Genomic DNA, 24253 nt, shown 5'->3' with positions numbered 1-24253 from the left:
CTTCGCGACCTCCGCATGCACTGGGTGCGTTCGCTCGTGTCCGCGGGTGTCGTGGCCGTCGCCGCCGGGCTGCTCATCGCCGTCCTCGGCACCTACGGGTCGTTGACCGGATCCGTCGAACGTCTCGCGGTGACGATCGCAGGAAACGCGAGTTACGAAGTCGTCGGTGTCACCGACTCCGGCTTCGACCAGAGCGAACTCGACGTGGTGCGCTCCGTTCCCGGTGTCGACACGGCGGTTCCCCTGCTGCGCAGCACCGTTCGATCCGACGTCGGAGATCTGACGGTCCTCGGTGTCGACTCGTCCATCACGGCACTGCAGTCGGATCTGCAGGGCGCGGTCGGCAACGCGGCGGGACTGTTGTCCGATCCTTCCGGTGTATTGGTCGGAGCCGCAACGGGTCTGAATCAGGGAGACACCGTCACGATCGACGACGTTCCGACGGCGGTGGTCGGCGTGATCGACGGCCCCGGCACGCAACGCATCGGTGGGGGCATGTTCGCGGTTGCGCTCCTTCCCGCTGCGCAGGCACTCACCGATCGCCCCGATCAGCTCGATTCGATCTTCGTCCTGGGCAACGGCGACACACTGCGGTCCGACCTCGACGCCGCACTCGCCGGCCGAGTGTCGGTGATGAGCCCCGACTACCGGGCCGACCGCGCGAACCAGGCGATGAGTCTGACGCGCAATGCCACGCTGATGGTCTCGCTCATCGCATTCGTCGTCGCGGCCTTCCTCGTCTTCAACGTCATGAACATGGCCATCGCGAAGCGTCGACCCACCATTTCTCTCCTTCGCGCCGTCGGTGGACGCCGCGCGGATATCGTCCGCGACCTGCTGTTCGAGTCCGTCCTGGTCGGACTGGTCGGCGGTGCCGTCGGTGTTCCACTCGGAATCGCGATGGGCCGCATCGCCATCGAGAGCCTTCCGCCGTTCCTGTCGCAGGCATTCGACGCTCGAATCGAGTACGTGTTGCCAGGTTTTGCCATTCCCGTGGCGATCGCAGCGTGTGTACTGGCCTGCGTCGGAGCCTCGGCCGTCGCTGCGGTACAGGTGTATCGCATCTCGCCGATCGAGGCACTCGCCGTCGGCGGCGGAGAAACGGCAGGTGGACCACGTCGTCGATTCGTCGCTGCAGCCACCGCGTTCGGCCTCGTCGCCATTGCCGGATCGTTCGTGTTCGCCGTCAACGTCGACGGCCAACTGACCCTCGGTGCCGGAGCGCTGTTCATGTTCGGCGTCGTTGCGCTGTGCGTCGGGGGGACGGGACCGATCGTGTCGGCCACGGCGGCCGTCCCTCGCCGCTGGGGTGGTGCCGGCCGGCTGGCCACCGCCACCATCGAACGTGCCCCGCGACGGATCTGGGCAACGGTCATGACGATCGTGATTGCGGTGGGAGTCAGTGTCGGAGTGTCGGGTTCGTTGGCCAACATGACCGACTCGGCGGCCGAATCGCTGTCGTCGTTGGCGAACACCGACCTGTACGTGTCGATGTCCTCGCCCGACGCCATACCGTCGGGCCCCATCGTTCCTACGGAGGTGGCAGACGCCGTCCGTTCGACGCCCGGTGTCGCTCGCGTCGTCGAGGGGCAGTGGGCATACGCAACGATCGACGGCGAGACGGTATCCATCCAGGGCGTCGCCGACGGCAGCAATGCGGTGACGCTCGCATCGCTCACCGACACCGTGCGGTCCCAGGTGCTCGCAGGTGACGGTGTGGTGCTGTCCCAGGGGTTCGGCAGGACGTTGGGTGTATCGGTGGGCGACTACATCGATCTGCCGACGCCGACGGGCGTGAAGAACGTGCGAGTGCTGGATCTGGTCCAGTACATCAATGCCGCGGGCGGCACGATGGCAATCTCGCTGGACTCGATGCAGCGTTGGTACGACCGACCCGGCGCGACCTACCTGGAGATCGGCGTCGACGGAGACGTTGCGGCCGTTGAGGATTCGTTGCGTTCGACACTGCCGCCCGAGGTCTTCGTGTACACCGGCGCTGCCGCACTCGAGGGCACCAGCGCTGCCATCAGACAGTCCGGCGCACTGGCCATCGCGTTGCAGTGGATCGTCGCGCTCGTCGCCGCGGTCGCGTTGCTCAACACGTTGACGCTGTCGGTCCTGGAGCGTCGACGCGAACTCGGCGTACTGCGAGCCATGGGCGGTGGACGGGGAACCCTGGCACGAATGGTGTTGGCGGAGGCACTGTCGGTCGGCATCGTGGGCGGCGTGCTCGGCCTGATCATCGGCGCGGGTCTGCAGTATCTGAGCACCTTGATCCTCGGCGCCAGCATCGGAATCCCGGTTGCCTACACCGCCGGTTGGTCGGTGCTGCTGTACGGCCTCGTCGCCCTGGGCCTGTCGCTGCTGGGCTCGGCTCCACCCGCCGTGCACGCCTCGCGACTGAACATCGTGGAGGCCATTGCGGCGGACTAGGTTGTGGGCGGGGCCTCTGGATTCGGCGGGTCGGCAGGATTCGCGGGGCCTCTGGATTTCGCAAACGCGCGCGCGTTTGCCAGGTGCGAGCGGAATGGTCAGCGGACGTATAGCAGGACTGCGCGCGCCTAGCGAATGCGCGCGCGTTTGCGGGAGGGAAGGGTTGTCGGATGGCCACATTCAGCGTCGCAGCAGAGGACTACGACGCCGACGCTCTGCTCGACTGCTCGGGCGGCCCGGAGTGGGAGTTGGTTCCTCAGCGAGCCGCCCTCCTGGTCCACGACATGCAGCCGTACTACCTCAACGTGCTCGACGACTCTGTCCGCTCGAAAGTGTTTGCGGCGGCATCGGAGGTGGTCGCGTGGGCGCGGTCGAGTGGGGTACCCATTCTGGCCAGTGCTCCACGAGCGGCGAGTGACGTCGCCCAGCGGGGACTGCTGGGACCGATGTGGGGGTTGGGCCCAAACGCCGAGGAGGTAGCGATCACCGAGCCGGACTTCGCTCCGATCGCAAAGCGAAGTTACAGCGCCTTCTACGCCACCGATCTGGAGGTCGAATTGCGCCGACGCGGCCGTGACCAGCTCATCATCGTGGGCGTGTTCGCGTCGGCGGGAATTTTGGCGACGACGTTCGACGCTTCCGCCCGCGATATTGAGTGCTTCGTCGGCGTCGAAGCGATTGCCGATTACACCGCTCACCAGCACCGCACCGCATTGAAGCTGATTGCGTCACTGACCGGTCGAGTGGCGTCGATCCAGAACCTGCTTCCCGATCCGCGGGGTGGGCCGCTAGACTAGCGAGCGCGATGTGGGTCGGCTGTGCACTCTGGCAGCAAACCTATCCGCAACCGATTGTTCCGAAAATCGAAAAATGTTGCGCTGCAGCAGTTTACGATCAACGGACAGTTACCAGCCTTCGTAGCTCAGGGGATAGAGCAACCCTCTCCTAAAGGGTAGGTCGCAGGTTCGAATCCTGCCGAGGGCACCACAGAGCGCTGCAAGACTGCCATGATGCCCGGGTGCGGCACTTGCGGAGGCGAGCGTATGGCGAAATAGTGCAGGTGTGGACCACTCCCCTGACGAGCATGCGCCACTCGTCCACCTGAACCACAAGAGTTTCCCGCAATTCACCGGCTCGCCACTGCCTACACCCACCGTGGGCGACGTCGCGTTGGCCTTCGTCAGCGGGTTCGGGGGAACGACGATCGGCGGACTGATCGGGGCCGTGGCGGGGTTCATGATCGGCGGGGTCGCCGAGGCAGCTTTGCTCGCCATGGTTCTGGCCGGCATCATCGGATGCGCCGGCCTCTATTTCGCGTTGATCCGTCGACGTCGATGGTCGCTGTCGGACTTGGGTTTTCGATCCCCCGCGCACAGCCTCCTCCATCTCCTGTGGCAGGTTCCGCTCCTGATGCTCCTCGCCGTGCTGGCCACGGCCGGAATTGGCGCACTCCTCGACGTCGCACCGGACGGCAATCAGAACGCGATAGTGAAGGACGCCGTAGAAATCGGACCGGCCTCGATCGCCGCGATACTCGTGCTGATCGCGGGCGTTGTTCCCTTGATAGAGGAAATAGTGTTTCGCAGGATCCTGCTCGATTGGCTCAGGTCCAAGATGCCGACAGCGGTCAGTGCTGCGCTTGTCACCATCGTCTTCGCACTGTGCCACATTGCACCGCCGGCGATGCTGTACATCCTCTTCCTGGGCACCGGCCTTGTTGCACTCCGTCTCTGGTATCGATCGCTCTGGGCTCCGCTGATTTTGCACGCATTCAACAACGCCGTTGTCAGCTCCATCGCCATCGCAGTAGTGCTCACCTGACGTCCGAAGCAGGTCTTGCGTACCATCGAATTCACCCGTACTATCGAACATGCATTCGAGTACTGGGGAGGAACTCGTGGTCACAGCTTTGAAAAATTTGCCGCTGACACCTGATGAGGTGTTGCGTTTCGTCGCACGTCTTCAGGCGTCCGATGTCGTTGTCGACGCAGCAGCAGGCATCGATTTGATCTCCGCTCTCGAGACGGTCAAGTGCGTCAGCGTGGCAACGCAAGCCGTGGTGACCGATGCCGTCGCAACAGCCATCAGCAACGAACGCAAAGAGCTCGGCAAACCGAAAGCTCAGTGGCGCAGCGGGATTGCGTCACAGATCGGCTTGGCCCGACGCGAATCGCCGAACCGTGGCGGCACTCACCTCGGACTCGCACGCGCGCTGGTGCACGAAATGCCGCACACTCTCGCGCGCCTGAAAGCCGGCGAACTCAACGAGTGGCGGGTCATGATTCTTGCTCGCGAGACGGCGTGCCTCACCGTCGACGATCGCCGCACCATCGACGAACGATTGTGCGCAGACCCCGCGACATTGGCCGGTGCCGGCGACCGCACCATCGAGGGTCGCGCTCGCGCACTTGCCAACGAACTCGACGCCGCCTCCCAGGTGAAGCGGCGTGCGAAGGCATACGCAGCTCGGCGCACCAGCACCCGCCCCGCACCCGAATCCATGGGTTTCTTCACCGTCCTCACATCGATGGAGAAGTCCGTCTGCATGTGGGCCACGCTGCGACGAGATGCCGACACCATCATCAACTCGGGCGGCGACACACGCACGCGCGACCAGATCATGGCCGACCTCGTGTTCGAGCGGGTCACCGGCGCGTCAGCAGCCCAAGGCCCGCCAGTGACCGTCGACATCGTCATCTCCGATTCGACGCTGCTCGCCGGCGGTGACACGTCCGCATATCTGCACGGCTACGGCGAAATCCCGTCCGATGTCGCACGGCAACTGATTCGAGACGCGCTCGACGACGCACAAGGCAATGAGACGCACGTCGCATTACGTCGCCTCTATGCCCATCCGAAATCCGGAGCGCTGACGGCAGTGGAGTCCACGTCGCGAGGTTTTCCCACCGCGTTGGGACGCCTCATCGACCTCCGAGATCGCACCTGCCGCACCCCGTGGTGCGACGCGCCGATCCGACACCACGATCACATCCGGCCACACTCCGCGGGTGGTAAAACCAGCGCCGAAAACGGCGCAGGCCTTTGTGCCGCATGCAATTACGCGAAAGAAGGGGAAGGCTGGACGGCCGAAGCGCGGCGAGACAAACGCAACGCGCGACATCGGTACAGGCTCATCTCACCCACCGGCCACACCTATGACTCGAGTGCCCCGCCCATGCCGGTGGTCGAGCTCTACAACTCGCGAATCGAGAACGTGATGATCACGGGTCTCTTCGACGACGGCGCCGCGTGACGAACATGCACGGGAAGAGACCGAGCCACAACTCGGTTACACTCGGTGACGACGCGCGTAGCTGCACGTCAGACGTCGTGGAATGCTCCCGAATCACCATGTGCACCCCGCACAGGCTTCTCTTACGGCGATCGAAACTGCCCACCGGCAGTCTCGCCACCTTGCATCTCGGCCCAAGGCCCGCAGGTGCAACACCCTGCCCGAAAGGCACTTTTCATCACTATGACGACCCCACAAACATTTGCTGCACTCGGTGTACCCCAGGCCATCGCGGATGTACTCGCGAGCCAGGGCAAGACCGAAGCCTTCCCCATCCAGGCCGATACGCTCCCCGACACACTGCAGGGACGCGACGTGCTCGGACGCGGAAAGACCGGCAGCGGAAAGACACTCGCCTTCGCGATCCCGATGGTCGCTCGGCTCGCAGGCCAGCTTCCCGGCAATCGCAAGCCCGGCCGCCCGCGTGGCCTGATTCTCGCTCCGACGCGTGAGCTCGCCACCCAGATCGCCGTCGCAATCGAGCCCCTCGCCGCCGCGTACTCGCTGAAGGTCACCACGATCTTCGGTGGTGTGTCGCAGGTTCGCCAGGTCTCCGCGCTCAAGGGTGGAGTCGACATCGTCGTCGCCTGCCCCGGTCGCCTCGAAGACCTGATGAAGCAGCGCCACCTCACGCTCGACGGCGTTCAGATCACCGTCCTCGACGAGGCCGATCACATGGCCGATCTGGGCTTCCTGCCTGTCGTCACCCGCATCCTCGCCGCCACCCCGGACAAGGGTCAGCGCATGCTGTTCTCGGCGACACTGGACAACGGCGTCGACAAGCTGGTCAAGCGCTTCCTACACAACCAGATCACGCACTCCGTCGACGAGGCCACCTCCCACGTCGAGGCCATGACGCACAGCGTCTTCGAGGTCGACGGCGTCGAAGCCAAGAAGAAGCTAGTCCATCAGCTCGCCTCGGGCACCGGACGACGCATCCTGTTCATGCGCACCAAGCACCAGGCCCGCAAGCTGGCCAAGCAGCTCACCGACGCCGGAATCCCGTCCGTCGACCTGCACGGCAACCTCTCGCAGGCCGCACGTGACCGCAACCTCGCAGCCTTCTCCTCCGGCCAGGCTCGCGTTCTCGTCGCCACCGACGTCGCGGCCCGCGGCGTCCACGTCGACGACGTTCAGCTCGTCGTCCACGTCGATCCCCCGGCCGAGCACAAGGCGTACTTGCACCGCTCCGGCCGCACGGCGCGCGCCGGCAGCGCTGGCGACGTCGTGACCGTCGTCCTGCCCGAGCAGCGCAAGGACACCGCAGTGCTGCTGCGCAAGGCCGATATCAAGGTCACCCCGATCCGCGTCACCGCCGATTCGCCCGCAGTGGCGAACCTCGTCGGCGAGCAGGCCCGCTACGTCGAGCCTGCACCGCGAGTCGAGCAGGCACCCGCCCGCACCGGAGCCCCGCGCAACAGCAACGCTCGCCGCGGCGGCCCGGCCCGTTCGGGTGGTCAGCCGCGCAGTGGTGGTCAGCCGCGCAGCGGTGGCGGACAGCCCCGTTCCGGTGGACAGCCGCGTAGCGGTGGCGGCGGCCACAGCCGTCGTGCAGCAGGACCGGCTACGAGCCAGCGCAGCCGCTGATCTCGGCCTGAGCGCGGAAAGCCCTTTTTACGAGGGCTTTCCGCGCTTTTCTGTTCTCACGCTCACCACCGCAGCAACTGCGCAAAGACCGGCCGGCCCGAACCACGGAAGTCACGTCGAACAGTGTGTCTCGGTCGAGCTGGCACACTGGAGCGGTGACCGTCAGTTCTTCTCGCACTCCGAAGTCAGGGCCCCTCGGTCCTCAGGAATTGGCGACCGCCGCGGTCATGAGCAGCTTCACAGTCGCATTGACGGTGATCGGTGTGCTCGTGCCGATGGCAGCGATTCTTCAAGTCGTCGCGGCCGTTCCGATGTCGGTGGTCGCACTTCGGTATCGGACCCGTGCGCTTCTGACCGCTGCGGTAGCAGGCACCCTCGTCGGATTCGTCGCTGCCGGTACACAGACGGCACTCACCGTGGCGAGCGCGGCGCTGTTGGGCGGCCTGGTCGGGCGAGCGAAGCGCAAGAAGCAAGGCCTGTTCGGTGTGCTGGTCACCTCGATGGTCGTCGGGCCCGCACTGGGAGCCCTGACGGTGTTGCTCTTGCTGATCCTCGTTCCGCTGCGAACGTTGTTCCTCGACACCCTTCGCAACACCCTCGAGGGCGTGTCCAGGTTGCTCGAGCGCACGTCGGCCTTGCAGGGTGCCGCCGATGTGCTCCGCAGCAGCTCCACCGCGGTGCTCGACAACTGGTGGTGGTGGGTCGGCGGTTCCATCGCGTTCGGGATCGTCACCGGAACACTGTTCGCCTGGCTGATCCTCACCGCCATCCTCGACCGTCTCTCCACCATCCCCACCCCCGAAGCTCTTGTCTCGAGCACCGACGACGACGAGATCGGGCCGTTGCCGGTCACCCTCGCCTCGGTCGGTTATCGGTACCCGGGAAGCGCCACAGCTGCATTGACCGGAGTCGACCTACACATCGAACACGGTGAGTTCGTCGCGATCGTCGGTCACAACGGCTCCGGCAAATCGACCCTGACGAGGATCATCGCCGGCCTCGAACCGTCGGAAGGCACCGTCAGCGTGGCGTGGATGTGGAATGGCACGACCGGACCTGGTGTCGTTGCCCAACCGCTGAATCGGTCCAATACGGAATTTCACTATTCCCTCGAAGATGATCCGAGTATCTGGCTCGAAGGCAGAACGACGGCAGCGACACTTTCGCACGGATTGGGCATGTCGATTCCGGCGTTCATTGCCGCCGTCATCGCTCACCCGAAGGTGACCGGCAAAGATGCGACGGCCTGGCCGAAACCGGTACAACCCTGAGCCGTGGGCGATGGTCCTTGGGTACGCGGCGGAGTGCCGCATGAACGTTGTTCGCGTTGTCGCCGCCGATCGAGCAGGATGTGGCGTGGTGGGCTCGCTATTGAGCCAAAGAGCTGACCCGGTAGGTGATCTTGTTGGTGGTCGTTGTGGGCATGTCGTTGAGATACGAACTGAGCGCACGCGCGGCGTCGTTCGCGAGTGCCGTTGCAGCGCCGGGTGTTCGTGCGCGAGCAGTCACCGCGATCCCGGCGATGTCGGAGGCCCCAGTAATGGTCAGATCGGATTCGTAGTCTGCTGCCGCGCCGCCGCGTGTGTGTGCGAGGAGTTCAGCGGTCTTGGCGAGGTCCTCGGGGGTTGTCTGGATCCCGACGAAGACGTAACTCGTGGTTCCGGCATCGGGTTGCGTCGGTGTAACACTGAACTCGACGAGAGCCGTGCGGGTGAACGCGATCGTCTTCGTCCACCACAACCCGCCGAATACTGCGAGCACGAACACTGTTACGAGGACGATCAGGCGTTGCGGGCGTGTCACGGACTGCTCCTTCGTTCCTACAGCCGTCGGCGACGCGCGTGCGTCCCAGTATTCATCACGGGGCTCTCGGGCCGAGCTTCCGCTACCGCCCCGGGACCGCGGGCGGTAGCGGGGACTGTGCAGTGATGGGGCCGCATTGACAGGCGTGGCCTGTGTGCGGGTGAGAGTCCGTACGGTCCGGTCAATCCGAGTAGTCCTTTAGGGCTAATACTTTTGGCGGGGAAGCGCTTACGGCGTCGGCCCGGCGGGGAACGTCCTGCCCCTCGGAATACATGGATGTGACGGTGTGAAGGGCGGACAGAGAAGTTAGTCGGTGAACACCATGAACGCGACACGCGCCTGGCCGGTGTGCGCGAAGACTGCTGCGTTGACTAAATCGCAGAGGGCCTCGGCGCCGTAGTTCGCGATCCGTTGAGTCGAGAGTGGCGTCCGGCCGCGGGCGTACACCACCTTCCCCGCGACAGCCGTTGTGTCCTTGATGGTCAGACTCGACGCGTATTCGGATCTGTTGCCGCCGTATGTGTTTACGATCCGCTCGGCGACAAGCCTCACGATCTCGTCGTTCGAGAACGGGAAGGCCGCGATCACTGTGGGAGTGATGTCAGAAGGATCGCCGCGCGGAACGTAGACGAAGGTTTCGGCCGTGAACGCGACCGGTGATGAGCGGGTGAAGGCAATCGTCTTCGTCCACCACAGTCCGCCTATCGCGACGATCACGACAGCGACGACGATCAGAATGCGGTGTCGAACGACCAGAGGTCTCATCGGTTAGTTGTACCGTGCCGGACGCACTCGACAGGTCAACGTGGCCAGCGGCATTCGCGTCGGTGCGAGTCGATATGGTGCACGACATGATTCGCTACCGCTTTGGCGCTTCCACAATCACGTTTGGCGACGACCTGTCACTGCGTGGCGGACGGAGGTCGAACTGATGGCCGACGCACCAGCAACTCTCGACGAAATGCACAAGCAGATCGCGGACATCCAGGACAAGATCCGGCGACTGCGCCGGGAGCGGATGGACACCGAGAACACCACCCCGAACCCCGAACCGCTCCGCGTGGCCATCCGCCAAGCGCACCGGGACCGGGACGCCGTGGTCAATCCGAAAGTCGAGGACTTGCGCTCACGGGCGGGTGAACTGACGGACGCGATCGATGAAGTCTGGGCGAGCTGCGACCACATTCGGTGGTCGCTCTACCGCTTGGACCGCACCGGGGTCATCGCGAGGATGTCGTCCTACGGCAAGGACACGCTCAACTCGCTGCAGCAGTCCTTGGAGGAGGAAGCGGTGATGCGGACCCAAACCCTCGAATCGCTCGAAGCGCAGGGCGTCTCGGAGTTCCCGGTACCGAAGCCGTTTGCCATGTACCCGGCGAACCGTAGGGAGTTCTGATGGCGCGCGGCAAGCACCGTCAGGCCAAGCACAACCGCGACATGCGGGAAGCGCAGGACAAGCTCGCGACTGTCCGGGCGGAACTCGCCGAGGAAGAGCGCCTGCACGAGGCGGCATTCAAGGCACGCGCCGAGGCGGATGAACTCAAACGCGAGTTGGACGCTGCGTGCGTGGACCGGGACAGGGCGTGCCAGGCGGAAGTCGATCGACTCGGCAACGAGATCGCCGCGCTCGGCCTATGGGTGAAGTCCCATCGCGCGCTGCATCAGCGGGTCCACGATCGCTGGGGGAGGATGCTGGATCCCATCACCGACGCCCTGGGGGGCGGCAAGACCGAGAGCTTGGAAGCCTTCATGGCGGTGATCGGCGCCGAGGACAGCGTGACTCTTCAGCTCGATGTCGCAGACCGGCGACAAATCTCGCAGGAAGCAGCCACGGCGATTCAGCGCGCTCGCGGCGGACGACGATCGGCTCAACCGAAAAAGCACTACACCGAGGCCCAGAAGCAGATGCGGAAGGAGCTACTCGTCTCACGGTTGCCTGCGGATGATCATCGCGCGGACGCCGATGTCGACGACGACACACGGCAGCGCGCTCTCGGTACCCTCTTCGATCGCACTCCAGCGGCGGTCAGTGCTTGGCATCCGGCCTCGTGGATCGCCGAGCCCAGCCCTGAGTCGGCTGGGTCGGCGCAGGCCCTGGGACTGGTCCTGGGCGAGGAACACACCGACTTCCCGGAAGGGCCTTCCATCCCGACGCAAGCGCACGCGACACTGAGTGCGGCGACACGCAATGCGTTGTCCGGGTTGCCGCCCCGTCAAATATTTACGACGTGGCAGCGTGCGTACGGTGCGGGAACCGAGCAGGCTCTCGATTCCCGGATTCGCCTCCCGATCGCTGCGATGCCTCGTCATCCCATTCCCGCGGACGCGGCCTCGCTGCAGCACTGGTACACCGCGGCAGCATGGGGGAGTGCGCTCCGCTACGCCGGTGGCGCTGGGTCGTGTGCGCCGTCGAGGATCGCGGTCGCCACACAAGCGGCCGTCCCCTTCTGGCTCCCGCCCGGACACACACTGAACTATGCAGATTCGGAGCCGCTCTCAGCCGACGATCGCGCCGACATCCGGTTGCCTTATGCGCAGGTGTTCCTCGCATTCGCTGATCCGCTCCGACTCGACGCCGCCGCACCGTCGACACCTGAGGTGGACGAGTCGTGGGAGTGGATGACGCGCGTCGTCACGGACATCTTGGGCCGCGGTCAGACAAGGTCCCTGGGATCGATGTTGCTGGCCGGAACACGAGGATTCACCGCCGACCGGGTCGACCTCTGCGACATGATCGAGCAGCGCGGGGCAAGGATCGAAGGCCTCGTCCTGCTCGCCGACGCCGTAGGGCGGCTCGACGACGAGTTCGCTTGGTGCGTAACGATCCCCGCCAAGTCCAGCGGCGTGCTCGGGCGATGGACCCTGCCCGCGTCGTTGGACAGCACCGCGTTCCGCGATCAGGTGATCAACCTGGCGGCGGTCGCGGCATGGGGCGATTGGCACAGTGCAGCGGAGGAAACCGACGGGCATGTCACAGTTCGGGAGTCTGCGGACGGCGAGTCAGCCGAACGCAAGGACGGCGCGGTGCGGGTCCTGAACGTGAAGGCAACCGGGCGTGCGGAGTCCGGGGCTGCGCAGGGGACCGGCGCGCAGGTGGCGCCTCATATCCGGCGTGGGCATTGGCGGCGGCAGCGGTACGGGCCGAAGCGTTCACTCGAACGGCGAGTGCGGATCGCGCCGGTACTCGTGAACGCTGCTCGTGGCGACATCGGCCCGCGGGTGTACCGGTTGCCGTCGTTGCCGCGCGAGGGCGCAGCTGTGACGCGTCAGCGGTGAGCGCGCGAGCACTACGGGTGAGTCAGGCATCGCTGGCTATCTCGGTGGTCCTGCTGGTGCTGGTCTATTTCTGGGATCTGCTGTCGTTGCGACTCCAACACCAACCCAGCTGGTGCATGGATCACTACGGAACCCCGGCGCGGTTCGCCAATCTGCTGCCCGACCGCGCGGAGCGGGTAACGGCAGGAGTTACGGACTTCTGGGGATGGCTCCCGCCAGGTGTGAGCTGCACCTTCACCGACGTAATGACCAAAGAAAGCGAGACCCTGACACCGGCCGCGGACAGGTCGTTCTTCGTCGTGGTCCTGGTGGCGATGGTCCTGATTTCAACTGCAGGCATCGTTTTCACCCGGCGAAGGCACTGAACACCAGGAGGTACTGGGCGGTCAGAGCCCCGTCGGCACTGTGGTGGCCGCGGGGCCACGCCGACTCCGCGAAATCACTGAATCGCGTGTAGAAATAGTCACGAAAGACCCACCCGTAGAACGAGAAAGGATCCGCACATGGGGACCTACCATCATGTGGTTTTGCGTTCGGCGGCTGGCGAATACGTCGCCAGAGTGAGGCCGAGCGCATTCGGATGCGACGTCAAAGTCGGTAGTGGAGGATACTTCGATCAGAACGTCCTCCCTGCTGTGACGGCATTCGCGGAGAAGCATTTCGGCACTTCCCTCACTCCCATTTGGGTTGACGACATGTCGTGTGACGGTTGGGAATACAACCCAACACTCGTCGCTCCCTGGGATGGCCCGGTGTCCCTGGACGACGAACCGGAACTTCCCCACCTGGTGCCAGCCAGTCAACAGGGTGCTGCTGTCCGCGCACATCCGGACATCATCGTCGCCGGGATGTAGCCGCCCCCGCTAGCCGGTAACCAGGAAACCGCGGATACATCGCGCGCAGTGTCGTTCTAGGTTCCGTTCAATGCGGCGACGGATTGCTCGTGTTGCAGTTTGGAGTCGACGGGCTCAAAGCAGTTGGGGGAGAATGTATGAACGGATCGAGAACCGTTCCGATTCATCAACTTCGACTGCTGGGAGATCGACGCCAATGCGCAACTGGATTGTGTACGACGACGAGAACAATCACATTGGTACGGTGACCGCCGACGACAGGTATTCGGCGCAAGACAAGGCGCAGGAGATCGAGGGTTGCTCCTGGATCGAACCCGAAGATGCACCGCACACACCGGTCCCCTAAACGGGCCGCGCTCACGCAATAAGGGGATTCGAACCTATTGGTTCGAGTCCCCTTTTCTCGGTGCATATTTGGGTTATGCCGTCGCGCGCTGGCCAAGGCGGCACCCAGGGTGCGGTCGTTGGCGGAGGCATGGGATCCAAGAAAACCGGTCCAGTTGGTCTCGTTTCATGTCAAGATCAGTCGACGACATTTGATGCTGAACGAGAAGGAGATTCGATGCGTTCGATCACACGCGCGGCCCTGGTCGGTGCTGCAGCTCTTCCCTTGGCTATGGCAGCTCCCTCGCTGGCCTCGGCCTCGACGGCTGCCGACGTCACCTTCGCATACAGCGCGTCCGGGTCCACGGTGAGCAATACCATCACCAACAACTCGGGCGGTCCTCTGCAGTGCACCACGGGCCTCGGGACGCCCCTGGTGGCGTGTTGCCGCCGATCGAAGACACGATCGGACCAGGACAAACGATCTACGAGACCGGCGTGATCCCGACGGGCACAACAGTTCAGACAGTCACCGGCATCCCGGACGGCGCTTACGTCGTCTTGGCGTCCTGCGGCAGCCTCGACGAACCGATGAGCATGTGGGCCTCGGACTACCCAGGACTCGAGACATACCTGGCGATGTTCCCGTTCACCACCTACGCCGTGCAGCAAGCGTCCTGGGTGGTCACGCTGCCCGCCGCTGGTGCGCCCGCAGCAGCCCCAGGCGTGAACTTCGGGAGCTGACCCGGCAGCAGGTCTGTAGAACGGCGCGCGTCACCGACGGACGAGATTTCGTCGGCGATGCGCGCCACTTTCATTGGTAGGCGAGGATGCCAGCAGGCATGGATCCCCGGGTTCGTAGAATGCAAGCCGTGGAGGAACTCTGGCTGTGTGGCTACTGCGGTGGACCGCTCGTCCTCGGGCTATCCGCTCGTTGTCGACTGTGCCTACGTGAGGTGAAAGGTCTCAAAGGTGAAGTGCGATGGCGTGACGAGTCGGCCGCGCGCTACCTGGACTCGCGAGGGCCAGGCCTCGGCCAGTGGTACCTCGCGAACAAGGCCCGTATCAAAGCCCAGGCCCGGACGAAGCCAACGGCTTTTGGCGATCCGAAGTATCGGCCAGTTCTCAGTCCCGATGACGCGGAGCATCCATTTCCGTTCCCGTTCGACCTGCCCTCGTCGCAGTCGGACGAGACAGACCAACCATCTCCCACAGTGGACGCGGACGCCCCGCCGCCACGTGTGCGGCTCCGTGGTCGTCCGCTGCTCACGTGGGAGGACGCAGAGGACTTCGCCGAGGACTGGATGCGCAAGAACGGCTACCCCGACGCCAGGAAGACGAAGGCGGGGCCGGACGGCGGAATCGACGTCACATCCGCTCGGGCGGTCGCCCAGGTCAAGTTCTTCTCCTCCAAGATCGCGCTCCACGAAATTCAGCGGCTGAGTGGAATCGCGCACGCGGAGGGCAAGGATGCGATCTTCTTTTCCCGTACCGGCTACACGAAAAAGGCCAAAGAATGGGGCGATCGTCACGGTGTCCGGTGCCTGACATTTCAACCGCGACAACGCCGTTGAATTCGAACGTGGTATCGCAAGTGTTTACCGGGTAAACGCTATGACGTCGCAACCGGTGCGCTTCGTCCGTCAATCATGCTGCGGTCCACCGCAAGTAGCGGCGGATCTGGGCACAAAAAATGACCCCTCCGAGAAGCTCGGAGGGGTCACATCTGTTCGCGGATGGCGCTAGCGCGTCACATCGGGCACGGCGGAGGGAGGGCTCACGCTACGCCAGGCACCGACGCGTCCGGGTACTTGGCGCGGATTTTCTGCTTCGCATCGTCGGACAGAGATGAGCGCCAGGTCTGTTCCACCGGATCGTAGAAGGGCCGATCCGTTGCCATCCGCGACACAACGGCCCAACCTCGGCCGATATTGTCGGAGTCGTTCGACACCAGCCGGTACCCAGCTCGCCCGAGTTGGTTGTCGAGGTCGTCGGATGGTTCGAGAGGAAACGGTGCGGTGATGAACCTGTTGGGGTCGTTGTCATCCCAGCAGACGGAGACCTGAAACCTCTTGCCGTCCTTCGCGATGAATGCTTTGTAGGTGCTCATGAACCTGCCTTTCGTTTCGTAGCGAGCGGGGAAGGGACTACCGGCCGAAGGGAAAGCGGACAGAGTCGGGCAAATCATCGCCGTAGGCGTCACAGCACAGCCCGTACCACGTCTCGTCGTCGGTGTCGGGGTCCCGGATGATCACGACCTCGGTTTGTCGGCCGCAGGCCGAACAGTGCGCGATGTCCTTTGCAGGCGTCATCTTGCGGAAGGGGCCGTTGGCGTCGGTGCCGTCCTCGACCGTGTCATCACTGTTGATTGTGTTCTCCGGCATCACAAAAGGCCTCTCTCGGGGAAGGGTGATAGAGGAAGTCTAAAGCGGATGTCGGATGCGTAGTCGGATGCGAATGGCAGCGGCGGACACGGCGACGAGTTCAGCGTGGACCCGTGCGCCGGAACGGCAGGTCTCCGGATCCGCGCTCGCGTTAGGTCTCTGTGCTCGGGTCCAGGTAGCTCACAGCGGACTCGAGGGCGCGAAGGGCGGCGGGAAGCAGTTCGTTGTTCCGGGTCGTGAAAGGTGTGCAGACGAACAGATTCCAGACCTCTTTGAGGGCCACGGTGTGCGGCGTCAGCGTGATTTCGGGATTGGTGGACGGCCAGATCGGGGTCAGTCCGATATCGGCTGCGGCCTTGTCGATGAGGGAAATGTGGTCCGGTCCCGACGACCATGTTGGTCCCAGAACCATCACGACGAGGTTGCCGACCCGCAGGACGGCGGCGGCTGTTTTTGCTCCTGAAGGGCGGTAGCCGGTGGGGAAGTTTGCGTGGTCGAGGATCACTCGCGGGTCGTTGCGCAGAAGTATCGAGTACTGGGCGCTCAGGGTGCTGGTTTCGTCTTCGTTAACCAGGGCTGCGTACACCCTGGTGCCTTTGGGGACGCCCCCACCCGAGCGGTCGCTGAAGCGTGACTGCAATCGCTGACGTGCGTCTTCTATCGGCCAGACGTCTCCGCCCCGTTTCACGCCCAGCAGCAAGGTGATCCAGACGATCCAGAAGGCGAGGGCGCGGAGGGTGTTCTGCGAGACCGGTGCCCCTGTCTCGATCAAGTCGAGCAGGTCCGTGTTGTTGTGCAACTTGCTGGTTGCGGTGTTGCAGTCGTTACACAGCGATGTCGTGAACGGATGATCGGCAGTGGTTGCGGGTTCGACTCCCATTCGCAGCAGCAGTGCCTGCGGGATGATGTGTTCGAGAGTGGGATTGTCGAGATCTCCGCAGATGACGCATGGGCCTAAGTTCGCGTCTGTCGCCACTTCTGCACTCCTTCGATCGTCAGCGAGCCGGATCGGTCCGCCGTGAAGAATCGAACAGTATTCGACGAGGGTGCAGTCGAGGATGTCGGTGTTGTCGAGCGAGCGGGGGAGAGGATCCGTCGAGGGCGGTCACAACACCGGTGCCTCCCCGCGACCTCCCTAATGCGCGCTATCGCAGAGTGGAAAACTCGACGTCGATGTCCGTCCATGCTTCCACAGCGTCGAGGCGTCCCGGCCGATACGCCGACACGCGCAACTGCATCACCGAAGCATCCTGAGGCACCACGAAGATCAACTCGGCGCCCTGTGGAGAGCCGAACCGTGCCCGTTTCTTCACCGGCTCCACCGGATCGGGGCTGGTGACCGAGAAGTCGTATGGTGCGAAGTTCAGCTCGAAAGTCTCGGTGAGGTCCGCGCGCCCGCATGCGCCGAGTTCGCCTGTGCATCCTCGTTTTTCGATGATCCAACTCGTGGTGGCTGGTGCCGAGCTGATCACGACGTACTTCTTTCCATCCGGTGCGGGTGCACTGTCCGCCGTCAGCTGCTGCGTGGAGTACACCTCGAGGTCGGCCGTCAGCTCGTACGGACTGGCTGTGAGGAAGCCGTGCATTTCGGTGCGGTCCGGGTTGTCGATTCTGCCTTCCATTCGGGCAGGTAACGTGTCCTCTACCGCGTCGACGGCGGGTGCTTCGCTGGTGACGGCTGACGTCGGTGATCCGTCACTACTGCCACATCCTGAGAGAGCGAGTGCGGCGGTGAGAGCAGCTGCGGCGAACGTGGCAAAGCGGGTGGTCGGCGGCACTGTGTTCCTTGCGTGTGGGGGATATTTACTCGCTGCTGAATCGCTGTGTGCTGTCGCTGCGTTACGCGACGCGCAGGTCCTGAACGGGCGCGTGCGGCGCGGAAGTGACCGCCCACCTTCTGATGTCAGGGGACGCAATAGAACTCGTGAGGGCGTTAATGGGCGGGCCAGATGGGCGGCTAAGGGGGCGCACCGTGTGTGGCGGCGCGTTCAGCGCGCGCGTTGGGCTGAGCAAGCGGTGCGGACAATGCGCGGTGCCTGCCGCCGGTGAAGACGATGCCGAAGAGGAGACCAGTTGCGGCGTTGAGCGGCTCGACAATGGTCGTCTGGTACTCGGTTGCGTTCATTGGACGGATGCCTTTCGGCGCGACTGCACGGTATTTCCCTTGCTGCGTCGAGGCTTTCGCTGGCAATGGTGCCGACGAGCTGGTTGTTCGGACGCGGACATACGAAACTGGCACTCGACTTCGAATATGAAGTCGAGTGCCCATACGTTCATGTGAGAGCGACAGCAAGCGCGCCGTTGCAGCCGAGATTCGATATCGCTGTCTGTTCGTCTGCGGTCTAGTCCTTTTCGGCGAGTTCTTTTCCGAGTTGGTCGAATTGTGCGGCCATCCGGTACATCGCCTCGACTTCCTGCTCGGCTTTGCTGTCGAAACCCTGTCTCCATGCGATGACGGCTTGCCGCGATATGGCGTTGTACGTGTCTGTCCACGAGTCGGCCCAGACGACGCCGTTCCACCGGCGATAGCCGTACGGAACGGGTTCGTCATTGGTCATGCCCGGGGGGAGTCCGTCCCGAACAAAGAAGTCTTCCGCTGCCATGGAGTCCAATCCTCTCGATGCGTAATCTGCGCGTAGGTAACGCATTCCGTGAGCGTATCCAGACTGTGCGCCCCGTGGGCGCAGCCGATGCGGTGCGCCAAGCCCGCCGCAAGGCAAGACGTGAGCCTCGCATCCCGCGACCGGAAAAGGGACACGATGATCGCAGATTTGGATCGCGCCGGATTGGGTGAGCGCTCGCGCCGAGCGGCAGATAGTGTTTCGCCCAGCCGGAATCTTGCATGAAACGAGAGAGGTACGAGATGTCGAAAGTTGTTATTGCGGAGGTAAACAAGGTCGATCTGACCGGAGATGGATCATTCGAGGTCGTCGAGACCCGCCTGATCGTCGCGGGCGAGGACTCAAGGACCGCTCAGGCGTCCGAATAGGTGCTCCGTCGTCGGTCGACACAGGGCAGGGCGACGGCGTCGACTCTGGCAACTTGCCATTCGGCGGTGAAACCTATTGCGCAGGAGATGAAACATGGCCATGAAGGTCAGTGCGGACCGCGTCGCGTAGGCAGCGCAAACCCTTGCCGAGATGGACGAGGAAATAGGAGACGGAAGTCTCACGAACTGGACTGCGCGCAGACTGCGAGAGGAAGCCGCGAAGCGTAGAGCGGGCGAGGCTTGACCCGGATCCGCTGACGGCCGGAACAGTGTACAGGCCTGTGTTCCCTTGGGCCGGTGCACCTTTCTGTAATTGCTGACAGCGACGGCATTGTCGCAGGAGGGTAGCTGCGGGACGGATTGGCCGGACAAGTGGGGACCGTCAGCTCACGGCGGCGCGAGAACTGGCGCCGCTTCTGTATATTCGGACGAGTGAGTGGTACGAGCTTCCGACTTCGATCGGAAGCGGTCAGGGGCAGTTGCGTCGCAGGCAGGCGAACGACAGTTTCGACCAGTCATAGTGGTGAGGTAGACAGGCGAGTCGGGCGAAAGCAGCAAGAACGGTCGCAATCCGTTCCGCGAAAGCTGCTTTCGTCCGGCTCGTTTCTATTCGATACGCTTGGGTCGTACGCACTCAAGGCTGGCGTATGTGCATCCAATGCGTCTGAGCCGACGTTTGGTTCATCGTTGTGGGACCCACCATGATCGACTTCCGGCGTTGGGAAGCCCCCGAGTTGGTTGGTGTGCCTTACGAACCGAACGCGAGGGAGCCGGTAGGTTCAGGCCTCGGTTCAGGCCCGACCAGAATTTCGTACTGGACTCGTTCGGAAAGTTGTCCGGAGCCCCACATCCATCCGCCCCCGTGGCTCATTTGGCCGCATAGTCCGAACAGGCTGTATCGACCCTGGGGGAGGCCAGTTCGTGTCACCGTGACCGTCTGTCCGGCCTGAGGATAAATGGTGGCGTCAGTGGGGTCTGACGGGTGGTTTTGCCAGTCGGGGTTTTCGAAGGGGAGGACAGAGTCGCTGAAGCCTTCGGGGCTGCCGTCAATCGAGAGGGTGCAGGTGCGCGTGTACCCCTTGACGACACGAGGTCCATTCGGGTTTGTGATGGTCGCGGTGATTGACGAGTCGCCGCTGGTGAGTGTCACCACTGGAGGCAGTGTCGAATCAGTCGGTTGGGCGCTCGCCACAGCGGGGAATGCGAGCGGCGCGAGCGCTGCAATGGCCACAACAAAGGGTCTTTTCATGGGTATTTCGTATCACGTCCCTTCACCGGGATTGGCGGTGCCGCCGGTTAGTATCCCGCCGCGAATCCGCCCGCACGGGGGGAGCGGCTTCAATATGAGCCGGGGGCACTTCGGCATTCGCTGCCTGTTGGCGGTCTTCCGTGAAACTGTGGAGCTGTGGCTACCTACCGCGATTACTCCTGGCTCCAACCGTATCGGGACGGCAGTCTCGCTCTCGGATACTGCGTCGCCGCCATCCCCGGCCGCACCCCCGCACAGGTGTTGGACACGCTCGGCGCTGCCCATGTGACCGAAGCGATCGGTATTGCTGAACTCAGCGGGGTGGCACTGGACCTCGCCGAACAATCCGACGTCCCCGGCCCGAGCGATGTGGTCGCCGTCGCCATGGTGGACGAGGAGAACACCTTCTTGCTGCAGCTCAACGGCGGAACATTCGCCGTCACGGATGAGTTGATGCTGCCACTGCTCCCCGATCGTGAGGTCGTCTCGCACTACCTCAGTGTGAACGCCGACAGCGAATTCGTCTGGTGGTCCAATGGCGAACGGGTCGCCCATGTCGAACTTTTCGGTTCCAACCCGGTGATCGGGGACGAGCGGCTCGTGGACCTGATTCTCGATGTCGGCGGCATCGGCATCGATGACGATGCGAGCAGTGAGCCCGGCGAGCATGCAGTGGAAGGTGCCTTCGCCCTGGCCGAACGAATCACCGGCGTAGCAGTACCCGCTGCCGTGTTCGAGGCGGGCGTCTTCAGCGTCGCCGTCGTCCCCAGGGACCAACAAACTACCTCCCCCGACCCCCACACCCTCCCGGGGCGCGACAACCCGTCGTCGTGGAGGGCAGTCGCGCACCGCTACTGGGGCGCGGATCGAACCCCGCTGCATGCTGTCATCACCAAAACACGATCTCGTGGGCGTCCCGGCGCTCAACTCGAATTCTGGTACAAACCGCGCAGCTGCATCCGTCTGGCAGACCAGCAGGGGACGCTGTATCTGCAGAACCGGCAACGACAGACATGGTTCCGCACCGACGGAACACTCCAACGACGAAGCAGCGGATACAGCCTCGACATCTACCTCGAACAACTCCTCCTCGTCCACCTCTCGTGGCCGTCCACACGGTTCACAGATCTACTCCCACCGGACACGATCGGCGATGCAGTGGAGGTGAACGGGCGCCCGGCATGGGAATTCGCGATGCCACCGGACGGACTCGGCCTCGATTCCACAGCCGCGTTCGACGCACAAACAGGTATCCCCCTGAGGTGGGTGGACAAGTCATTTACGCTCGAACTCTCGGACGTGGAAACCGGCATTCATGTCGACGACGACTTCTTCACCGGCCCTTGACGACCGACAGGGGCGATCGCTCAGGTGGGACTGGGACCGTCCTTCTGCGTGATTCCGCGTGCACGTAGGTACTCCTGCCATCCGCACACGGGACAGCTGACCCGATATTCGTACATGTCGTTGTCGCCGTGGCCGAGGGATTCGACGTTCGTGTCGGCATCTCCGTTTTGCGGGCAGGTGTTTCCGGTGAAGTAGTCCTGCCCCACGCGGATGGCGAGAGCGATCGACTTCTCGTGAAATCTCATGCCTGAACTGCGTTCACGTATGTCGTCATTGCTGCGATTCCAGCGTCCAGGCGGGCTGGTCGGTCACGTCCGAGCCATTGTGCAGAACCCAAACACACGGCTCGGAACTGTAGGTGGCAGCGTCGGTGAACCAGTATGTTTCGTCGGGTGCCCAGCCCGCGATGACGCTCGCTGTGTCGGCATCGACGTCGATCGCGGTTCCTGCCGCCGCGAGGTATCCCGTCACGGTAAGGTGCACTCCCTCAGAACTTTCCGCGACCTGCACCCAGTCCGGGATGACCCACCTGCCTGATCGGCCGGTAGTCCGGTACCAAACCTGCCGCGTTTCTGCGGTGACCTCGAGTGGGAACCGTCTGCACAGATCCGCCCAGGCTTGTGCACTGTCGATCTCGTAGATGCGTGCGCCATTCGGTGGCCGCAACGCTCGCACGACGGCCCGTTCCCATCCCATGCTGTCTTCGACGAACCACAAGCCCGCCGCTGTCCCGTCGAACAGCGCCCTCGTCGAACACTGAGTGGGTGGATCCGACCACCAATAACCTGACCAGTTCGCTGCGGGATCCACCGGGCGGTCACGTTCGGCTCTCGCTTCCGATTCCAGGGTGCTCGTGCGCCACTCGCTGAGGAGTTGTTGCGCAGCAGGCACTTCGCCTGTGTTCGCAGATTCGTCATCTCGGCACCCGATCGTCCATTGGTCGGGCGCGGCAAGCGGGCTGCTCCACCATTGCGCCTGTTCGGATCCGGCAATGTGCTCCGCGACGCGTCGAAGCTCATCTTGCATAACCTCGGTGGCGACGAGGACGTCTTCTCCGTCGGGTTCCTGCCAGTAGCGTGCCGCATCGACGGCTTCTGCGAGGGCGGAGCGTAGATCGACGGCGGTGACGTCGGGGAGCGAGATTTCCGAGAGGCTACGCGCCACATCCTCGGCGGTGACTATTGTCCGCCGGGCCTCTTCGGCGCCCGGGCCGAACAACACTCGGGAGGTGCCTTGCCCGACGTCGAGGTGATAAGCCGCCCGGTGAGCGCTGATGCGGAACATGCCGTCGCCTGGCTCGGGCCGCAGGGCGCGTTCGGCGTCGATCGCGTACGCGAGCAGCATCCGGCGCCCCCGCGGGCCCGCCAGCAAAATATCCGCACTGAGCATCAGTTCTCCCGTTCTCCCGGTTCAGGTGACGGTAGCCGAGGTCGGTGAGACCGAGAATTCACTCCCCGCATTGTCGGAGCATTGGACCGTGTCATCACGCACGACGCAGGCGTAGTCGCCGACGCGGAGAGTTTCGTTGTTGTTCAGGACAGTTGCGGTACTGCCGTTGGCGTACCGCTGCCGTTCAGCTTGCTGGATGCCTTTGGAAGTGGCGGAGATGAAGATCGTGTTCGGGGTGCAGTCAGCGCCGGTGGACGTGCCGCCGACGGTGCACGCGGCGTCCGTGGGGATTGCGCCGTGACATCCCGCGCCTTCTGCGATCCCGGACAGGTTGATTCCGCAGGTGAAGTTTCCGTCGCTGGTCGTGAACTGGTAGGACCCTGCTTTCGTTGGGTTCGCGAACGTCTCGGGATCCACTGCGGCAGAGCGTGGTTCCGTCTCGAACGTGCTCGTGAATGCGCCGCCGTCCATAGCGATGTCAGAGTCGGTGGCGGAGCAGTTTTGGGTTGCGAACATGAACAGCCCCATATTGCTCGGGCCGGTCTTGGGCGGACCGCCGTTGGGGCCTTCTATCGGCAGGCGGTATGGATCGCGCGGGATCGCTTGCTTGCTCGAGACCTGAACGTCCGGAGCGAAGACCGGCTCGCGCAAGACCGCCGGAAATTGAGCCAGATCGACCTCGGCAATCAGATCGTTTCCGATCACACGGGATGAATCCACGGTGCCGACAACACTCTCCAGATCGAATCCCGATTTCGCGCGTTCCGGGGTCAGGGTGCGGCTTCCGCTGACCGTCCAGACGTTTTGCGTATCTCGTTGGAAGAACAGGCTGTAGTCGTTCGGGCCGTTCATCCCACTCGGGTACACGGCAAACGAGAAATCGACGGATCCTGGCTGTGCGATCGTCTGGCTTCCGACCCCGGGCACCTGAAGGGGCGGCGGGGGAGGCGGAGCCAGAAACGACAAGCTGATCTTGACCCGATCACCAGTGGTGTGTTCGACGGTCGCTGCCCGGACCTGCACTTCCGCAGGCGGAGGCGTGTTCGTCGCGAACGAATCCGGATCCGGGTTCGTCCACACGCTGCATTCAGTGGCGAAGGAGGACGGGAGAGAGTCCCAGTCCAAAGCCCCGGCATCGCTGCTTCCGGAGCTGCAGCCCGCGAGGAGCGCGACCGACACTATTCCGAACATGGCAGCCGGAGCGCGTCGGCGGCGAGGCTTCCGCAGGGGAGTGAACGCTGTAGGAATGGGCACGCATGATTGTGACAGACAGGGCGCACTGGCCTTGTGGGATGAACACGAACATGCAAGTCCCACAGGCACACG

The 24253-nt window shown here is 63.6% G+C and carries 22 protein-coding genes, 1 tRNA gene and 1 pseudogene; 14 read left to right on the top strand and 10 right to left on the bottom strand.

Annotation, left to right across the window (positions count from 1 at the left end; genetic code table 11):
* Window positions 1-15 precede the first annotated feature (15 nt).
* The 7 genes from QNA09_RS27885 to QNA09_RS27855 all read left to right on the top strand — a co-directional run bounded on the left by QNA09_RS27885 (window position 16) and on the right by QNA09_RS27855 (window position 8583).
* Complete coding sequence (locus QNA09_RS27885; protein WP_156665550.1) at window positions 16-2433, top strand: FtsX-like permease family protein; 2418 nt, start codon at window positions 16-18, stop codon at window positions 2431-2433.
* 170 nt (window positions 2434-2603) lie between these two features.
* Window positions 2604-3230, top strand: a complete 627-nt coding sequence (locus tag QNA09_RS27880; RefSeq protein ID WP_064257161.1) for an isochorismatase family protein — start codon at window positions 2604-2606, stop codon at window positions 3228-3230.
* Window positions 3231-3344: 114 nt separating this feature from the next.
* A tRNA-Arg gene (locus QNA09_RS27875) sits at window positions 3345-3420 on the top strand.
* Between the two features lie 75 nt (window positions 3421-3495).
* Window positions 3496-4254, top strand: a complete 759-nt coding sequence (locus QNA09_RS27870; RefSeq protein ID WP_156665549.1) for a CPBP family intramembrane glutamic endopeptidase — start codon at window positions 3496-3498, stop codon at window positions 4252-4254.
* 76 nt (window positions 4255-4330) lie between these two features.
* Window positions 4331-5686 (top strand): HNH endonuclease signature motif containing protein, encoded by a 1356-nt coding sequence (locus tag QNA09_RS27865; RefSeq protein ID WP_082900148.1) that lies wholly within the window; start codon window positions 4331-4333, stop codon window positions 5684-5686.
* Window positions 5687-5908: 222 nt separating this feature from the next.
* Entirely contained in the window at window positions 5909-7312 is a 1404-nt protein-coding gene (locus QNA09_RS27860) for a DEAD/DEAH box helicase (protein WP_057479224.1), read from the top strand.
* 155 nt (window positions 7313-7467) lie between these two features.
* Window positions 7468-8583, top strand: coding sequence for a DUF2232 domain-containing protein (locus tag QNA09_RS27855; protein ID WP_296779686.1), 1116 nt, complete (start codon window positions 7468-7470; stop codon window positions 8581-8583).
* 97 nt (window positions 8584-8680) lie between these two features.
* Here the strand turns inward: QNA09_RS27855 and QNA09_RS27850 are convergent, their stop codons facing one another.
* Window positions 8681-9115 carry a hypothetical protein gene (locus tag QNA09_RS27850; protein WP_197481895.1) on the bottom strand — a complete coding sequence of 145 codons (435 nt, stop codon included), beginning with the start codon at window positions 9113-9115 and terminating at the stop codon, window positions 8681-8683.
* 306 nt (window positions 9116-9421) lie between these two features.
* Window positions 9422-9880 (bottom strand): hypothetical protein, encoded by a 459-nt coding sequence (locus QNA09_RS27845; RefSeq protein WP_064257162.1) that lies wholly within the window; start codon window positions 9878-9880, stop codon window positions 9422-9424.
* A 166-nt stretch (window positions 9881-10046) separates the two neighbouring features.
* Here QNA09_RS27845 and QNA09_RS27840 point away from each other — a divergent pair, with 166 nt between their 5' ends.
* The 6 genes and pseudogenes from QNA09_RS27840 to QNA09_RS27810 all read left to right on the top strand — a co-directional run bounded on the left by QNA09_RS27840 (window position 10047) and on the right by QNA09_RS27810 (window position 15143).
* Window positions 10047-10511, top strand: a complete 465-nt coding sequence (locus QNA09_RS27840; protein WP_064257163.1) for a hypothetical protein — start codon at window positions 10047-10049, stop codon at window positions 10509-10511.
* Entirely contained in the window at window positions 10511-12391 is a 1881-nt protein-coding gene (locus QNA09_RS27835; protein WP_064257164.1) for a hypothetical protein, read from the top strand. Before QNA09_RS27840 ends, QNA09_RS27835 begins: the two co-directional genes overlap by 1 nt.
* A gap of 17 nt (window positions 12392-12408) precedes the next feature.
* Window positions 12409-12756, top strand: coding sequence for a hypothetical protein (locus tag QNA09_RS27830; RefSeq protein WP_156665547.1), 348 nt, complete (start codon window positions 12409-12411; stop codon window positions 12754-12756).
* A 138-nt stretch (window positions 12757-12894) separates the two neighbouring features.
* On the top strand, window positions 12895-13245 hold the full coding sequence (locus QNA09_RS27825) for a hypothetical protein (protein WP_064257166.1): 351 nt from the start codon (window positions 12895-12897) through the stop codon (window positions 13243-13245).
* A gap of 616 nt (window positions 13246-13861) precedes the next feature.
* Window positions 13862-14313, top strand: a pseudogene (locus tag QNA09_RS27815) (hypothetical protein).
* A 128-nt stretch (window positions 14314-14441) separates the two neighbouring features.
* Window positions 14442-15143, top strand: a complete 702-nt coding sequence (locus QNA09_RS27810) for a restriction endonuclease (protein ID WP_169833943.1) — start codon at window positions 14442-14444, stop codon at window positions 15141-15143.
* A gap of 203 nt (window positions 15144-15346) precedes the next feature.
* On the opposite strand, the gene QNA09_RS27805 is transcribed toward QNA09_RS27810, so the two are convergent.
* The 5 genes from QNA09_RS27805 to QNA09_RS27785 all read right to left on the bottom strand — a co-directional run bounded on the left by QNA09_RS27805 (window position 15347) and on the right by QNA09_RS27785 (window position 18556).
* Window positions 15347-15679: a hypothetical protein gene (locus QNA09_RS27805; protein ID WP_064257168.1), complete on the bottom strand. Its 333-nt coding sequence runs from the start codon at window positions 15677-15679 to the stop codon at window positions 15347-15349.
* Between the two features lie 37 nt (window positions 15680-15716).
* Window positions 15717-15953, bottom strand: coding sequence for a hypothetical protein (locus QNA09_RS27800; protein ID WP_064257169.1), 237 nt, complete (start codon window positions 15951-15953; stop codon window positions 15717-15719).
* 151 nt (window positions 15954-16104) lie between these two features.
* On the bottom strand, window positions 16105-16929 hold the full coding sequence (locus QNA09_RS27795) for a hypothetical protein (RefSeq protein ID WP_064257170.1): 825 nt from the start codon (window positions 16927-16929) through the stop codon (window positions 16105-16107).
* 169 nt (window positions 16930-17098) lie between these two features.
* On the bottom strand, window positions 17099-17731 hold the full coding sequence (locus tag QNA09_RS27790) for a hypothetical protein (RefSeq protein ID WP_211270239.1): 633 nt from the start codon (window positions 17729-17731) through the stop codon (window positions 17099-17101).
* Window positions 17732-18295: 564 nt separating this feature from the next.
* Entirely contained in the window at window positions 18296-18556 is a 261-nt protein-coding gene (locus QNA09_RS27785; protein ID WP_064257172.1) for a hypothetical protein, read from the bottom strand.
* Between the two features lie 1791 nt (window positions 18557-20347).
* Between QNA09_RS27785 and QNA09_RS27780 the strand changes: the two genes are divergently transcribed.
* Entirely contained in the window at window positions 20348-21538 is a 1191-nt protein-coding gene (locus QNA09_RS27780) for a DUF6461 domain-containing protein (RefSeq protein WP_064257173.1), read from the top strand.
* Window positions 21539-21558: 20 nt separating this feature from the next.
* Here the strand turns inward: QNA09_RS27780 and QNA09_RS27775 are convergent, their stop codons facing one another.
* The 3 genes from QNA09_RS27775 to QNA09_RS27765 are packed head-to-tail and all read right to left on the bottom strand — an operon-like array spanning window position 21559 to window position 23779.
* Window positions 21559-21783: a hypothetical protein gene (locus QNA09_RS27775; RefSeq protein ID WP_064257174.1), complete on the bottom strand. Its 225-nt coding sequence runs from the start codon at window positions 21781-21783 to the stop codon at window positions 21559-21561.
* A 25-nt stretch (window positions 21784-21808) separates the two neighbouring features.
* Window positions 21809-22927, bottom strand: coding sequence for a hypothetical protein (locus QNA09_RS27770; protein ID WP_064257175.1), 1119 nt, complete (start codon window positions 22925-22927; stop codon window positions 21809-21811).
* 21 nt (window positions 22928-22948) lie between these two features.
* Complete coding sequence (locus QNA09_RS27765; protein WP_156665545.1) at window positions 22949-23779, bottom strand: hypothetical protein; 831 nt, start codon at window positions 23777-23779, stop codon at window positions 22949-22951.
* Window positions 23780-24253 lie beyond the last annotated feature (474 nt).

This window comes from Rhodococcus sp. AH-ZY2, from assembly GCF_030916465.1.
GTDB lineage: Bacteria > Actinomycetota > Actinomycetes > Mycobacteriales > Mycobacteriaceae > Rhodococcus > Rhodococcus ruber.
This window is presented reverse-complemented; position numbering and strand designations above follow the sequence as displayed.

Coding starts and splice junctions, on each gene's coding strand:
- QNA09_RS27885 (WP_156665550.1), top strand. CDS start 16: ATGCACTGGGTGCGTTCGCTCGTGTCCGCGGGTGTCGTGGCCGTCGCC.
- QNA09_RS27880 (WP_064257161.1), top strand. CDS start 2,604: ATGGCCACATTCAGCGTCGCAGCAGAGGACTACGACGCCGACGCTCTG.
- QNA09_RS27860 (WP_057479224.1), top strand. CDS start 5,909: ATGACGACCCCACAAACATTTGCTGCACTCGGTGTACCCCAGGCCATC.
- QNA09_RS27845 (WP_064257162.1), bottom strand. CDS start 9,880: ATGAGACCTCTGGTCGTTCGACACCGCATTCTGATCGTCGTCGCTGTC.
- QNA09_RS27840 (WP_064257163.1), top strand. CDS start 10,047: ATGGCCGACGCACCAGCAACTCTCGACGAAATGCACAAGCAGATCGCG.
- QNA09_RS27835 (WP_064257164.1), top strand. CDS start 10,511: ATGGCGCGCGGCAAGCACCGTCAGGCCAAGCACAACCGCGACATGCGG.
- QNA09_RS27825 (WP_064257166.1), top strand. CDS start 12,895: ATGGGGACCTACCATCATGTGGTTTTGCGTTCGGCGGCTGGCGAATAC.
- QNA09_RS27805 (WP_064257168.1), bottom strand. CDS start 15,679: ATGAGCACCTACAAAGCATTCATCGCGAAGGACGGCAAGAGGTTTCAG.
- QNA09_RS27800 (WP_064257169.1), bottom strand. CDS start 15,953: ATGCCGGAGAACACAATCAACAGTGATGACACGGTCGAGGACGGCACC.
- QNA09_RS27785 (WP_064257172.1), bottom strand. CDS start 18,556: ATGGCAGCGGAAGACTTCTTTGTTCGGGACGGACTCCCCCCGGGCATG.
- QNA09_RS27775 (WP_064257174.1), bottom strand. CDS start 21,783: ATGAGATTTCACGAGAAGTCGATCGCTCTCGCCATCCGCGTGGGGCAG.
- QNA09_RS27770 (WP_064257175.1), bottom strand. CDS start 22,927: ATGCTCAGTGCGGATATTTTGCTGGCGGGCCCGCGGGGGCGCCGGATG.
- QNA09_RS27765 (WP_156665545.1), bottom strand. CDS start 23,779: ATGAACGGCCCGAACGACTACAGCCTGTTCTTCCAACGAGATACGCAA.